Below are 12528 nucleotides of genomic sequence, written 5' to 3' on the forward strand. Positions count from 1 at the left end.
TGGCGGTGCAGGCGATTTCGCCGTTTGATATCGCGCTGTGGGATATGAAAGCGCGTCGCGCCAGGCTGCCGCTGTCTAAGCTGTTGGGTGCACATCGCGATTCCGTGCAGTGCTACAACACTTCCGGCGGATTCCTGCACACGCCTCTCGATCAGGTGATCAAAAACGTGGCGATTTCACGCGAAAGTGGCATTGGCGGCATCAAGCTTAAGGTCGGTCAGCCCAACACCGCTGAAGATCTGCGTCGATTAACCGCGGTGCGCCAAACGCTGGGCGATGATTTCCCGCTGATGGTTGACGCCAATCAGCAATGGGATCGCGAAACGGCGATCCGCATGGGGCGCAAGATGGAGCAGTTTAATCTGGTGTGGATTGAGGAGCCGCTGGATGCTTACGATGTCGAAGGCCACGCCGCGCTGACTGCCGCACTGGATACGCCCATCGCCACCGGGGAAATGCTCACCAGCTTCCGCGAGCATGAACAGCTGATTCTGGGTAATGCTAGCGACTTCGTGCAGCCCGACGCGCCGCGCGTTGGCGGCATCACGCCTTTCCTGAAGATCATGGATCTGGCAGCGCGGCATGGCCGCAAACTGGCACCGCATTTCGCGATGGAGATCCACATTCACCTGGCGGCAACCTACCCGATTGAACCCTGGCTGGAGCACTTCGAATGGCTCAATCCGCTGTTCAATGAGCAGCTGGAACTGCGCGATGGCCGCATGCTGATTTCCGATCGTCACGGTCTTGGTTTTAGCCTGAGCGAGCAGGCGCGACGCTGGACCACGCTGACGCACAGCGTTGGCAAGCGACCTTAGGCCAAGTCAGGCGGAATCGCGCCGTAATGCACCGCGAGCCACACTGTTGGGCCGCTGCTGTCCGTCCAGTTGACGCGATGGCGGCAGCCTGCGGGAATCTCCACAAAATCGCCAACCTGCAAATGACGCTCCTGCGCTTCCCCTTCCAGCTGCAATCCTGCCGATCCCTGTAAAATCATCACCCATTCACCTTGCGTCTGGCAGTACCAGAAATCCGGTGGACTGGCTTGCCCGGTGGAAACGATGCGTTCGATGTGTAGATTGGGCTGCGTTAGCAGCGCTTCGAACGTCTCTGCGCTGCCGTTCTGTGCGGCGGCGGGAAAATCGCGAAACAGGTTAGTTATCATCGCGCGAGCTCGACATTTGATGAAATCAGCTCGCACTGTAACGCAGGCTTCACCCAGAAGGCTCACAGAATTTCGCGCCGCCGATTGACGCGCTGCACGCAAATCACCATCATCCTGGCCACGAATGGCTACATGGAGCGTGAAGGTGTCGGAACTCAGTAATGCATTGCTAGAAGAGATTGTCAGCGAAGTTCGCCCGCTCACCCAACAGGGGAAAGTGGCGGATTATATTCCGGCGCTGGCCGACGTGGATGCCGACCAGCTCGGCATCGCCATTTGCACGCCTGACGGACGCTGTTTTCAGGCCGGCGATGCCGCGACACGTTTCTCCATCCAATCAATTTCCAAAGTATTGTCACTCAGCGTGGCGCTCACCTTGTATGAGGATGGTGAAATCTGGCAACGCGTCGGCAAAGAGCCGTCCGGCCAGGCGTTCAATTCGCTGGTGCAGCTGGAGCTGGAACAAGGCAAACCGCGCAATCCGTTTATCAATGCCGGTGCGCTGGTGATGTGCGATCTGCTGGAAAGCCGCCTGACAGCACCGCGTCAGCGCATGCTGGAAATTGTGCGTCGTCTGGCGCAGCAAAACGACATCAATTACGACCGCGTCGTCGCGCGCTCTGAATACGAACATTCGGCACGCAATGCCGCCATTGCCTGGCTGATGAAATCCTTTGGCAACTTCCATAACGATGTCAGCAAAGTGATGGAAACCTATTTTCACTACTGCTCGTTAGCGATGAGTTGTGAAGAACTGGCGCGCACCTTTCTCTATCTCGCCAATCAGGGCCGCACTCAGGATGATGAATCAGCGGTGATCTCACCGCGCCAGGCACGTCAGGTGAACGCCTTGATGATGACCAGCGGCATGTACGATGGTGCCGGAGAATTCGCCTGGCGCGTGGGTATGCCAGCGAAGTCGGGCGTCGGCGGCGGCATTGTTGCGGTGATCCCTGGCGACATGAGTATCGCAGTCTGGTCGCCCGCGCTGGATCATTCGGGTAACTCCTTAGCAGGCACCGCGCTGCTGGAGAAACTTACCGAACGACTGGGAAGATCGATTTTTTAAGGCGCCTTAAATCACCGTACAAGCGGTAGCGGAGGGATTGAACGCGTACTTTGTATCCAGGTGCGCATGAATGCGCACCCTACAACCCCCCCGTAGGGTCGCCATTCATGGCGACCACGTCATATTGTTTCCACTCTGTATTTAACAGGTTGCATTAACGTTAACGGCCACATCTCTTTAAGTGATTATTTTCAAAAGGTGCGAATTTTTACTTAAATAACCTCTATTTTTTTAACCCACCAACGGCATTCGCGTTACACTTCCGCCTCATTTACGGAATCATCCACTAGCAACCATGACGTTTACACATCACTTCCGCCAGCGTTTCACTGCCTGCGTCGCCATTGTGGCGGTGCTGCTGCTGTTCGTCGCGCCGATTGTGTCAAAAACGTTGATGGAGCGTCAAAGCCAGCTGCTGGCGATGCCGCAGCACAGCATGATGGATAGCTCGATGAGCCATCATTCAATGATGATGGCCGATATGCCGATGCCCGGCATGAGCCATCACATGATGGACGACGGCGAGTTTGCCTGCGGCTACTGTGATCTGCTGGTGCATGTCCCGCTATTGATGTGGGTGTTTATTCCGTTCATCTGGCTGATCATGGTGATCTCACGCGCCCCGCCGCTGCCCCGCGTGGTTGCGCCGATTGTGCGTCGCTTTAGCAGCATTCACCGTCCGCGCGCCCCGCCTGCACCGCTTTCCTGCTGACCTCATTTATTGCAGCGCACGCTCGGCTTGAGCGATGTGCTAAGACAATTTCTTTTTGGAAGGAAGACGGCTTTGTCTGCTGCTCACTCTGCAGCACCGCGCGGCGCGGTGCTTAATTTACTACGTCGCTTACATTTTTATATTGGTCTGTTTGTCGCCCCGTTCATCTTCGTTGCGGCGCTCAGCGGCACGCTTTATGTGTTAACGCCTCAGTTGGAAAACCTGATTTATGCCGATGCGCTAACTGCTGAACCACATGGCAACGCGCAGCCGCTGTCCGCGCAAATCAGCGCGGCCCGCGCCTATGCGGGAGAGAATCATCACATTTACGCGGTGCGTCCTGCGCCGCACGCAACGGACACCACGCGGGTGCAATTCAGCGACGCAACGCTCGGTGCATCGCTGTCGCGTGCGGTATTTATCGATCCTTATAGCCTGAAAGTGAAAGGCGATATGCCGGTTTACGGCACCAGCGGCGTATTGCCGTTGCGCACCACCATCGACTTGCTGCACAGCAGCCTGCTGCTCGGCGATTTCGGTCGCAACTACAGCGAACTGGCGGCGTCCTGGCTGTGGGTGGCGGCGCTGGGTGGCGTGGTGCTGTGGCTGGGAACGCGTCCGAAACGGAAGCTTAAACAGCCGCGCAGTGGCTTCGCCTTCAGCCGACACTGGCACATTACACTTGGTCTGACGCTGGCAATCGGTTTAGTGTTCTTCTCGGTGACCGGCCTGACGTGGTCGCAGTGGGCGGGCGGCAATATCGATCGCATGCGTACTGAACTGAACTGGCTGACGCCACAAGTCAATACCTCGCTGAATAGCGATGCGCCTGCTGCACCAGCCGATCCGCACGCCGAGCATAGGGCGGATATGTCGGGCATGAGCATGCCGATGTCATCCATGACCAAACCGGCGGCGGCGCCCGCCAAACCGGTGCGCAATAACGCTGCCGATGCCGACTGGGATCGCGTGCTGAACGCGGCGCGTCAGGATGGACTGAGTGCAGCGAAGCTTGAATTGCGTCAGCCGAAAAGCGCCGACAAAGCGTGGGCGGTGACGGAAATCGACCGCAGCTGGCCAACGCAAGTGGATGCGGTGTCGGTGAATCCGCAGGACTTTAGCGTGGTGGATCACGTCTACTTTGCCCGTTTCCCGCTGGTGGCGAAGCTGACGCGCTGGGGTGTGGATGCGCACATGGGCGTGCTGTTTGGATTGCCCAATCAGCTGCTGCTGGCGTTCTTTGGCCTTGGTTTATGCAGCATGATTGTGCTCGGTTATCGCATGTGGTGGATTCGCCGGCCAAAAGATGTCGAAGCGAATCCAGCACAAACCCTGACCGAAACCTGGATGGCGTTGCCGCATTACGCCAAAGGTGCGTGGTTAATGTTGGCGCTGGCGTTGGGTTACGCGCTGCCGGTGATGGGCGCGAGTTTGCTGGCGTTCCTGCTGCTGGATATTCTGCGCTGGCGTAAACAGCAACGCGCGCCGCTTGATGAAGCCGCGCTGCTGGCCTCACAGCAATCTCCGCTGGGCATTATTCGCGCACGCTTTGCCGTGAAGCGTAAAGAGATGCGCTATTTCCTGCGCGGTTTGTTCATCCTGGCGCTGATTGTCGGCACGGTGATGAGCAATGCGATTATCGGCGGCGTTATCGATCAATATGGCATTCCGTTCAGCCATTGGTCGCTGACTATGTACATCACGCAGAGCTTTATGATTGCGTTGTACACCACGGTGTTTACCGCGCTGACGTCAATTCCGCTGTGGTATTTCTTCCTCGGCGAAAAGGATGACCGAGGCTAATTTCGTAGGGTCGCCATTCATGGCGACCTTTTTTACCACCTGCACCGCCCTTAAAAATCCGCTTTCAACACCACGCGATAGTTCGCTTTCCCGGCACGCAGATGTTCCAGCGCTTCATTCACCTGCGACATCGGGAACGCTTCCACTTGCGGCGCAATATCAGTACGCGATGCCAGCTTCAGCAACGCCCGCAATTGGCCCGGTGAACCGGTTGACGATCCGGTTAACGCACGGTCACCAACAATCAAACTGAACGCCGGCACTTCAAACGGCTTCATCACCGCGCCAACAGTATGGAACGCGCCACGGCGCGCCAGCGCCTGATAGTACGGCTTCCAGTCCAGATCCACCGCCACGGTGCTGATGATCAGATCAAACTGCCCGGCCAGCGCGCTCAGCGCCTGCGGATCACGGCTGTTCACTACCCGATCGGCGCCCATCGCTTTAATCGAATCGGTTTTTGCGGCAGAGGAACTGAACGCCGTAACGTGCGCACCCATCGCCCGCAGCAGTTTGATCGCCATATGCCCCAGACCGCCAATGCCGATCACGCCGACGCGGCTGGTGGCGGAGATGTTGTGCATTAACAGCGGTTTAAACACGGTAATACCGCCGCAGAGTAACGGCCCAGCGGTGGCGATATCCAGCGCGTCCGGCAGTGGGATCACCCATTGCCAGTTAGCGCGCAGATGACTGGCAAAGCCGCCGTGATTATTGATGGTAGAGGTTTTACCGTTTTCGCAGTTCACCTGATCGCCTTCGATACAGGCATCGCAGTGCTGGCAGCTTTTCGCTGTCCAGCCAATGCCCACGCGCTGGCCGATGTGCAGCCCTTTGTTTTGCGCCGCATCACCCAAAGCCACCACACGACCAATCACTTCGTGACCCGCAATCAGCGGATAGCGCGAGCCGCCCCATTCGTTATCGATCATCGATAAATCGGAATGGCAGACGCCGCAATAATCTACCGCAACCTGCACATCCTCAGCGGCCAGTGGACCGGCATCGTATTCGTAAGGCACCAACGCCTCACCCGCTTGCAGAGCGGCATAGCTGGAAATTTTCATTGCTGTCCTCGAGTTGGGTTGGGTGACAGCAGTTTATCAAAGCGATGCGTCATTATATGCCGAACAATCAGGGGATTAAGGCTGAGGATGCTGTATGGGAGGGAGGTGCGATAGGTAAATTGGTGCGCAGTAATGCGCACCGTTTGACGTATTAAAAATCGGCTTTCAACACTACACGGTAATTGGCTTTACCCGCGCGTACGTGATCCAACGCTTCGTTGATTTTGGACATCGGGAACTCTTCCACCTGTGGCGCGATATCCGCACGCGATGCCAGTTTCATCAGTGAACGCAGCTGGCCTGGTGAACCGGTAGAAGAACCGGTCACCGCGCGATCGCCCATAATCAGGCTGAACGCCGGCACTTCAAACGGCTTCATTACTGCGCCGACGGTGTGGAATTTACCGTGCGGTGCCAGCGCCTGGAAGTACGGTGCCCAATCGAGATCGACGGCTACCGTGCTGATGATCAAATCAAATTGCCCAGCCAGCGCGTTCAGCGCCTGTGGGTCGCGGCTGTTAACCACGCGGTCCGCGCCCATCGCTTTGATCGACTCGGTTTTGCTGGCGTTGGAGCTGAATGCCGTCACTTCTGCACCCATCGCACGCAGCAATTTAATCGCCATGTGGCCCAGGCCGCCAATGCCGATCACGCCAACGCGGCTGGTTGCGGTGACATGATGCATCAACAGCGGTTTAAATACGGTGATGCCGCCACACAGCAGTGGACCCGCCGAAGTGTAATCCATCGCTTCCGGCAGCGGGATCACCCATTGCCAGTCGGCACGCAGATGGCTGGCAAAACCGCCTTTATTCATGATGGTTGGCACCGAACCGTTTTCACAGTTGACGTGCTCGCCATTGATACAGGCATTACAGTGCTGACAGCTTTTCGCTGTCCAGCCGATGCCCACGCGCTGGCCCACTTTCAAACCTTTGTTTTGCGCCGCGTCGCCTAAGGCGCTGATGCGACCAATCACTTCATGGCCGGCAATCACCGGGAACGAGGAGATGCCCCACTCGTTATCAATCATCGACAAATCTGAGTGACAAACACCGCAGTAATCGACCTCAACCTGCACCTCTTCAGCAGCCAGTTCACCAGCTTCGTACTCGTGAGGCACCAGCGCTTCACCCGCGTTCAAGGCGGCATAACTTTTGATTTTCATTACTGTCCTCTGTATCCAGGTTTTTGACAGGGCAAGTCTAGCAGAGCGTGTTTCCCGCTCTTGACCATAAATCCGTCACTTAGCCGCTTTAACGCGTTAAAACCGCTGAAAAGCATCAAGGGTTAAAGCGGATCATGATAAATCGGCGTGCGATAGGCGACGCGCGCCTCTTCAATCAGTTGGCTGGCGGTTACCGTCGGCGGCAAGCGCGTTAGCACTCTGTTCGCTTGCCAGTAACACAACACCATTAATTCATCGGATTCGCTCTCCGCCATCTCCAGCAGCCGCTCACGCAGAGTGGGAACGTCCAGCGTTTCATGTTCGTCCATTAACTCAACAATGGTTTCGTTGAGAACCTGATGAATGATTTTCCAGGAGAGATTGGCAAACACATTGAACCTCGATGCTCTTAACGTTTGGCTCCAGGCAAATGAACTAAAAATGCTACAAGTAAGAAGATTGAAACAGGATTAACTATAGCCGCTTATTTTCTGTGCAAAGCCGCTGCGGGCCGAGTTTCTTGTAGCTCGCGGATCTATAAAACGATTTTTCTTTCGTCACATTTGCAGCCCGCGAATGGCTTTGTAACAAAAAAGCATAAGCCCGCGCTGGCTGTCCGCGCAGCGCTTTGCCAAAGTAAGGCAACTTTTATCGTTGCAAAAGGGAATTACCATGAGCCAATCCACCGCATTACACGCCGATCCGCTGGTTTGGGGCCACGGCCCGAAAGTGTTTGAAGTCTTTCTGGAACCGACATGCCCGTTCTCCGTTCGCGCATTCAACAAGCTCGACGCGCTGCTGCAATTAGTGGGCGAAGAGAAGATGACGTTAAAAATCCGTTTGCAATCACAGCCCTGGCATATGTATTCGGGCGTGATTGTGCGCTACATCCTTGCCGCCTCAACCTTGCCGGAAGGCAAAGCGGCCGCCAAAAAGGTGCTGCAAGCGGTGGCCGATCATCGTGAAGAGTTCGAGTTTATCGATCACAGCCACGGCCCGAATATGGACGCGACGCCGAATCAGATTCTCGATCGTCTTGAGCATTACAGCGGCGTTAACGCACGCGAACCGTTCCTGCGTGCCGAACTGCAAAATGAGATCAAATGGCACAGCAAATATTCGCGGCAAAATGGCATCCACGTTTCACCAACCTTCATCACCAATGGTTTAGTGCAGCTGGATATCGGCAGCGGCGACGAGATTGAATCCTGGGCCAAACGCATTCTCGCCTAAGCGCGTCGGCCCGTTGCGGCGGGCCTTTGGTATGATTTCGCAATAGATTTTCGCTTGCACTGCTTGCCTCAATTCCGATAATCGCTATCTACCTAATTATATAGCGATAAACGAAATGCGATTTACTCACCTCACCGCGCTGCTGCTCACAGCGGGCGCGGGCTTGAGTCTGCATGCACAAGCGAACACCGATATCCGCGTGGCCTACGCCGGTTCGATGGGCAAAGTGATGGACCAATCATTAGGTCCGGCCTTTGCTAAGCAAAATAACGGCACGTACGAAGGTCAGGGCCAGGGCGCCTATGGCATGGCACGTTTGCTGGCGAGCAAAAAAATCACCGCCGATGTGTTTGTTTCCATCACGCCGGGGCCGATGCAGATCCTGAAAGATGCTGGATTGATTGATGATGCGATACCGGTGGCGAGCACCAGCATGGTGGTGGCGTATAGCCCGAAAGGAAAATACGCGCAGCAGTTCGCGCAGGCCAAAGGTAGCGACGCCAGCTGGCTGAAAGTGCTGGCAACACCGGGCATTAAGTTTGGCCGCACCGATCCGATCAACGACCCTAAAGGCCAGAACATCATCTTTACCCTGCTGCTGGCCGAGAAGTATTACCATCAGCCGGGCATCGCCGATAAAATTATGGGCGGCTATCAAAATCCGGCACAAACCCATCTGGAAGGCGGCCTGCTAACACGGCTGGAAAGCGGCCAGGTTGATGCCGCCGCCGGTTACGAGAGCGAAGTGATCTCCGCGCATCTGCCCTATGTGGCGCTGCCCGACGAGATTAATCTGAGTAATCCGGCAATGGCGAAGCAGTGGTACAACACGGTGAGTTTCAGCGTGAAAGACGGCGCGGGCAAAGACACAGTGCTACACACGCAGCCGCTGGTTTACTACGCCGCCGTGTTGAAGAACGCCCCGCACGGTGCTGCCGCCGGCAAAGCCTTTGTCGATTTTATGCTGAGTCAGCCGGGACAGGCGCTGTTTAAACAGAATGGCTATGCCGCGCCGAAAGGCAGTTCGATCTACCCTTGATGAAAACCCGTCACGCCACCGCGCTATGGCTGTCACTGCCAGCACTGCTGTTGCTGGCGGTGCCTTTTCTCACGCTGATTGGCGTCACTAACTGGCAGCATCTGCAGCTGGCGTGGGGCGATGGCAATGCTATCGCTACGTCGCTGGGTTTGGGTGTGATCGCGCTATTGCTGATTTTTGTCAGTGGATTGCCGCTGGCATGGTGGCTGTCGCAGGCGCGCGGTCGGATGCGGTTAATCGTCGAACTGCTGGTGATGATCCCGCTGCTGACGCCGCCGCTGGCGATGGGGATTTTGTTGGTAAGCGCTTACGGGCCGTATAGTTTGCCGGGTGAACTGTTGGAGAAGTTTGGCTGGACGCTGGTGAATAATCCGGCCGCGTTTATTCTGGCGCAATGGTACGGCGCGTTGCCCTACTTCGTCACCACCGCACGTTCGGCGTTTGCCGGTGTGCCAAAGCCGATTCTGGAAGCGGGCCGCACGTTGGGCGCGTCGCCGTGGCAGCGTTTTTGGCGTCTATCGATCCCGCTTGCTGCGCCGGGGCTGGCAACCGCCAGCGCACTGGCGTGGGCGCGTGCCATGGGCGAGTTTGGCATCGTGATGATCTTTGCCTGGTTCCCGCAGGGCATGCCGGTTCAGCTATATAACAACCTGCAAAATAATGGCATCGACGCGGTGTATGTGCTGCTGTGGTTGCTGCTGCTGTTTACGTTGCCGATGCCGCTGATCTGTTTTGCGCTGTCACGCCGCATGTCGCCATGAATGGCGACCCTAGACTTTGTTTATAACGCTTTCAGTGCATCCATCGCACAGGCTTCATCCAGATTGCCGCCCGGTGCGCCGCCGATGCCGATTGCGCCAATTACCTGATCGCCGCTTTTCACCGGCACACCACCCGCCAACAGCAGGAAGCCAGGAATATCACGCATATTCTGCGCACCAGCATTATTCTGCGCCGCTTCCATTACTTTACCGCTTGGATTTTTGGTGCTAAGCGCGGTGTAGGCTTTCATCTGGCTGGCTTCCACGGTGTGCGGACCGGCGTTATCCATGCGCTGCACCGCTTTTACCACTCCAGCACGATCAACCACGGTGACCGCAACGTTGTAGTTTTTCGCTGCGCACGACTGAATCGCGGCGCTTGCCAGCTTCTGTGCGTCAGCCAGTGAAAGGTTGGATTCAGTTAATGCAGCGTGGCTGCCAAAGGAAACAAAGGCCGCCGCAGCGGCAATCAGAGAAAGGCGGATGTTCATGTGTCACTCCTGTTTAATAGTGAGTGACACTTTAAAGTGCGGCAGAGAAAAGAAATATTCGGGCGATTACCCGTTCATCCTGGTAGTTATACCTGGTTCAGCTGCTGCCAGGCGTGAATCAATTGCGCGAGATTATTGAGTTCCAGCTTGGCGAACACTGCCGCGCGGTGCGCTTCCACGGTACGCGGCGACAGCGATAAATCACGCGCGATCTCTTTGCTGGTTTGCCCGGCAATCATCATTTGCATTACTTCAGTTTCACGCGCCGATAATAGCGCAAACCGCGCCTGCAAACCCTGCTGCGACTGCCAGCGCTCGGCACGTTGTTCACTCTCATTGAATGCCAGATGAATGGTTTCCAGCAGCGGTTCTATATCCAGCGGCTTGGTGTAAAACTCAAACGCGCCCTGACGAAATGCGCGACGACAGGCATCAATGGTGCCGTGACCAGTCATGATGATCACCGGCAGCAGCGGATGGCGATCGCCCTGTTCCGCCAGCCAGCTCAGGCCGCTAATGCCCGGCATGCGCACATCCAGCAGCAAGCAGCCGCGCAGCGGTTCCTGCGCTTGCGTGGCCGCTTCAAATGCGGCCAGATCGGCAAAATCGGCCACGTCATATTCCAGCGTTTTAAGTAAAAAACCGAGCGATTCACGCACAGACAAATCATCATCCACTAACCAAACCTTTGCGACCATTCCGTTACTCCGCCAGTTGGAAAATTAAGGTAATCTCCGCGCCGCCTGCAGCGCGATTTGCCAGCCGCAGCTGGCCGTTCATGCGTAACATCAAGTTCTCGACCAACGTCATGCCTAATCCCATGCTATTGGCGCGCGTGCTGTAAAACGGCATGCAAGCCTGCGCTAATCCTTCCGCAGAGAAGCCGGGACCGTTATCACTGATGATGATTTTGATGCCCTGTGGAACATGCTCCGATGCAATGTTCACCCATGCATCGGGACGTCCGTGCTGCATGTGAATGGCGTTTTGCAACAGGTTGTGGAACACCTGTTCCAGCCACTGTGGATCGCTTAGCACTTTCGCCTGACCGTGCTGGAACTGCTGACGCAGCGCGACATCGCCATCATCCAGTTCCTGTTGCAACAGCACTGTTACGCGCCGCCAAACCGCTTCCGGATTCACAGCGCTCATCGCTACCGGGCGTTCGCTCACGATGTCGCGAAAACGCTGCAGCATCGCCGCGAGGCGTTCGGTTTGCAAACTCATCGCGTTGAGCGCCTGTGGCAGATTTTCGTGTTTACCCTGCCTCAACAGTAACTGACTGCTATGCAACCAGGTGTTGATGGCGGTCAGCGGCTGATTGATTTCATGAATGATGCCCGCAGTGAACTCGCCCAGCGCTTCACGCCGCGTACGCTGGAAATAGTCCGCACGCAGGCGCATCTCCACATGCTGACGCCATTGACGCAACAGCCACCAGCCCAAGCCGCCAATCACCAGCCACAACAGCAGCGCCAGCGTAAATGGCAGCATATGCAGCGAACGCCAGTCGGGATTGGCGCTGCCTTTCAGCAAGAACGGCTGATAGTGATTGATGAACGGCCGCTGCCATTGCCAACGCGCCGAGTCCGAATAGTTCGCTGTCTGCATCGCAGGCGGAGCGTGGATATGAAACGCCAACGCCAGCGCTACATCTGAGGTTTGCAGGGCAAAGTGCAAATCGATCAGTATGCGAATTTGGCGGTAAGGATTGTAGAGCCAATAGCGTCCACCGCTCACTTCTTCAAAACGTGGCGCGGTTAACGGACGATTTACGGTGTGTTCCAGCAGGACAAGCTGCGGAAATTTGCTCTGCAAAGCAGCGAGATCCTCATCGCCATCAAGCAGCGGCAATAGCGTTTCATTCTGCGTTTGATAGGCGGCAAGGCGGTTAAATTGCTGATTAAATTGCGCCTCGCCCACACGTTGCTGCTGCAAAATTTGATCGGCAAATAACGCTATCAAGGTGATCAGCGTTAACAGTAGCCAGACCAGCCAATACCTTTTCATCCATGGTCGG

Annotated in this window: 13 protein-coding genes and 1 pseudogene; 7 read left to right on the top strand and 7 right to left on the bottom strand. The window is 56.1% G+C overall.

The window, feature by feature from the left end:
- Positions 1-818: pseudogene (locus RTM06_RS01360) on the top strand (mandelate racemase/muconate lactonizing enzyme family protein); the annotation flags it as partial.
- On the opposite strand, the gene RTM06_RS01365 reads toward RTM06_RS01360, so the two are convergent.
- On the bottom strand, positions 815-1165 hold the full coding sequence (locus tag RTM06_RS01365) for a cupin domain-containing protein (RefSeq protein WP_265301989.1): 351 nt from the start codon (positions 1163-1165) through the stop codon (positions 815-817). The pseudogene RTM06_RS01360 and the gene RTM06_RS01365 sit on opposite strands and share 4 nt — an antisense overlap.
- Before the next feature lie 145 nt (positions 1166-1310).
- Between RTM06_RS01365 and glsB the strand changes: the two genes are divergently transcribed.
- The 3 genes from glsB (at position 1311) to RTM06_RS01380 (ending at position 4749) form a co-directional block, all read left to right on the top strand.
- The gene (gene glsB, locus RTM06_RS01370; RefSeq protein WP_175501710.1) at positions 1311-2234 is read left to right on the top strand and encodes a glutaminase B; all 924 of its coding nucleotides are present in this window, start codon (positions 1311-1313) and stop codon (positions 2232-2234) included.
- Between the two features lie 295 nt (positions 2235-2529).
- On the top strand, positions 2530-2946 hold the full coding sequence (locus RTM06_RS01375; RefSeq protein ID WP_312179405.1) for a DUF2946 domain-containing protein: 417 nt from the start codon (positions 2530-2532) through the stop codon (positions 2944-2946).
- A gap of 72 nt (positions 2947-3018) precedes the next feature.
- Positions 3019-4749, top strand: coding sequence for a DUF2534 family protein (locus RTM06_RS01380; RefSeq protein ID WP_312179407.1), 1731 nt, complete (start codon positions 3019-3021; stop codon positions 4747-4749).
- A gap of 50 nt (positions 4750-4799) precedes the next feature.
- Here RTM06_RS01380 and RTM06_RS01385 read toward each other — a convergent pair whose 3' ends face one another.
- The 3 genes from RTM06_RS01385 to RTM06_RS01395 form a co-directional block, all read right to left on the bottom strand.
- Positions 4800-5816 (bottom strand): NAD(P)-dependent alcohol dehydrogenase, encoded by a 1017-nt coding sequence (locus RTM06_RS01385; RefSeq protein ID WP_154190823.1) that lies wholly within the window; start codon positions 5814-5816, stop codon positions 4800-4802.
- A 151-nt stretch (positions 5817-5967) separates the two neighbouring features.
- A complete protein-coding gene (locus RTM06_RS01390; RefSeq protein ID WP_008108001.1) occupies positions 5968-6984 on the bottom strand; it encodes an NAD(P)-dependent alcohol dehydrogenase in 1017 nt (338 codons plus the stop codon).
- Between the two features lie 122 nt (positions 6985-7106).
- A complete protein-coding gene (locus tag RTM06_RS01395) occupies positions 7107-7376 on the bottom strand; it encodes a hypothetical protein (RefSeq protein WP_312179410.1) in 270 nt (89 codons plus the stop codon).
- A gap of 280 nt (positions 7377-7656) precedes the next feature.
- On the opposite strand from RTM06_RS01395, the gene RTM06_RS01400 reads away from it, so the two are divergent.
- From RTM06_RS01400 to RTM06_RS01410, 3 genes are all read left to right on the top strand, one after another.
- Positions 7657-8217 carry a thioredoxin gene (locus tag RTM06_RS01400; RefSeq protein WP_312179412.1) on the top strand — a complete coding sequence of 187 codons (561 nt, stop codon included), beginning with the start codon at positions 7657-7659 and terminating at the stop codon, positions 8215-8217.
- Positions 8218-8332: 115 nt separating this feature from the next.
- Positions 8333-9256: an extracellular solute-binding protein gene (locus RTM06_RS01405; RefSeq protein WP_312179414.1), complete on the top strand. Its 924-nt coding sequence runs from the start codon at positions 8333-8335 to the stop codon at positions 9254-9256.
- On the top strand, positions 9256-10017 hold the full coding sequence (locus RTM06_RS01410; RefSeq protein ID WP_312179416.1) for an ABC transporter permease: 762 nt from the start codon (positions 9256-9258) through the stop codon (positions 10015-10017). Before RTM06_RS01405 ends, RTM06_RS01410 begins: the two co-directional genes overlap by 1 nt.
- 20 nt (positions 10018-10037) lie before the next feature.
- Here RTM06_RS01410 and RTM06_RS01415 read toward each other — a convergent pair whose 3' ends face one another.
- The 3 genes from RTM06_RS01415 to RTM06_RS01425 all read right to left on the bottom strand — a co-directional run bounded on the left by RTM06_RS01415 (position 10038) and on the right by RTM06_RS01425 (position 12518).
- Positions 10038-10508, bottom strand: a complete 471-nt coding sequence (locus RTM06_RS01415) for a GlcG/HbpS family heme-binding protein (RefSeq protein ID WP_008109237.1) — start codon at positions 10506-10508, stop codon at positions 10038-10040.
- An 86-nt stretch (positions 10509-10594) separates the two neighbouring features.
- On the bottom strand, positions 10595-11206 hold the full coding sequence (locus RTM06_RS01420; RefSeq protein ID WP_312179420.1) for a response regulator transcription factor: 612 nt from the start codon (positions 11204-11206) through the stop codon (positions 10595-10597).
- Between the two features lie 4 nt (positions 11207-11210).
- Positions 11211-12518, bottom strand: a complete 1308-nt coding sequence (locus RTM06_RS01425) for a sensor histidine kinase (RefSeq protein ID WP_312179422.1) — start codon at positions 12516-12518, stop codon at positions 11211-11213.
- Positions 12519-12528 lie beyond the last annotated feature (10 nt).

Origin of the sequence: Pantoea sp. CTOTU46764 (assembly GCF_031974595.1) — a bacterium.
GTDB lineage: Bacteria > Pseudomonadota > Gammaproteobacteria > Enterobacterales > Enterobacteriaceae > Pantoea > Pantoea trifolii.

What these genes read in the sequence shown, in the direction of transcription:
- RTM06_RS01420 (WP_312179420.1), bottom strand. Translation starts at nt 11,206, where the DNA reads ATGGTCGCAAAGGTTTGGTTAGTGGATGATGATTTGTCTGTGCGTGAA.
- RTM06_RS01405 (WP_312179414.1), top strand. Translation starts at nt 8,333, where the DNA reads ATGCGATTTACTCACCTCACCGCGCTGCTGCTCACAGCGGGCGCGGGC.
- RTM06_RS01385 (WP_154190823.1), bottom strand. Translation starts at nt 5,816, where the DNA reads ATGAAAATTTCCAGCTATGCCGCTCTGCAAGCGGGTGAGGCGTTGGTG.
- RTM06_RS01410 (WP_312179416.1), top strand. Translation starts at nt 9,256, where the DNA reads ATGAAAACCCGTCACGCCACCGCGCTATGGCTGTCACTGCCAGCACTG.
- RTM06_RS01375 (WP_312179405.1), top strand. Translation starts at nt 2,530, where the DNA reads ATGACGTTTACACATCACTTCCGCCAGCGTTTCACTGCCTGCGTCGCC.
- RTM06_RS01390 (WP_008108001.1), bottom strand. Translation starts at nt 6,984, where the DNA reads ATGAAAATCAAAAGTTATGCCGCCTTGAACGCGGGTGAAGCGCTGGTG.
- RTM06_RS01415 (WP_008109237.1), bottom strand. Translation starts at nt 10,508, where the DNA reads ATGAACATCCGCCTTTCTCTGATTGCCGCTGCGGCGGCCTTTGTTTCC.
- RTM06_RS01425 (WP_312179422.1), bottom strand. Translation starts at nt 12,518, where the DNA reads ATGAAAAGGTATTGGCTGGTCTGGCTACTGTTAACGCTGATCACCTTG.
- RTM06_RS01365 (WP_265301989.1), bottom strand. Translation starts at nt 1,165, where the DNA reads ATGATAACTAACCTGTTTCGCGATTTTCCCGCCGCCGCACAGAACGGC.
- RTM06_RS01400 (WP_312179412.1), top strand. Translation starts at nt 7,657, where the DNA reads ATGAGCCAATCCACCGCATTACACGCCGATCCGCTGGTTTGGGGCCAC.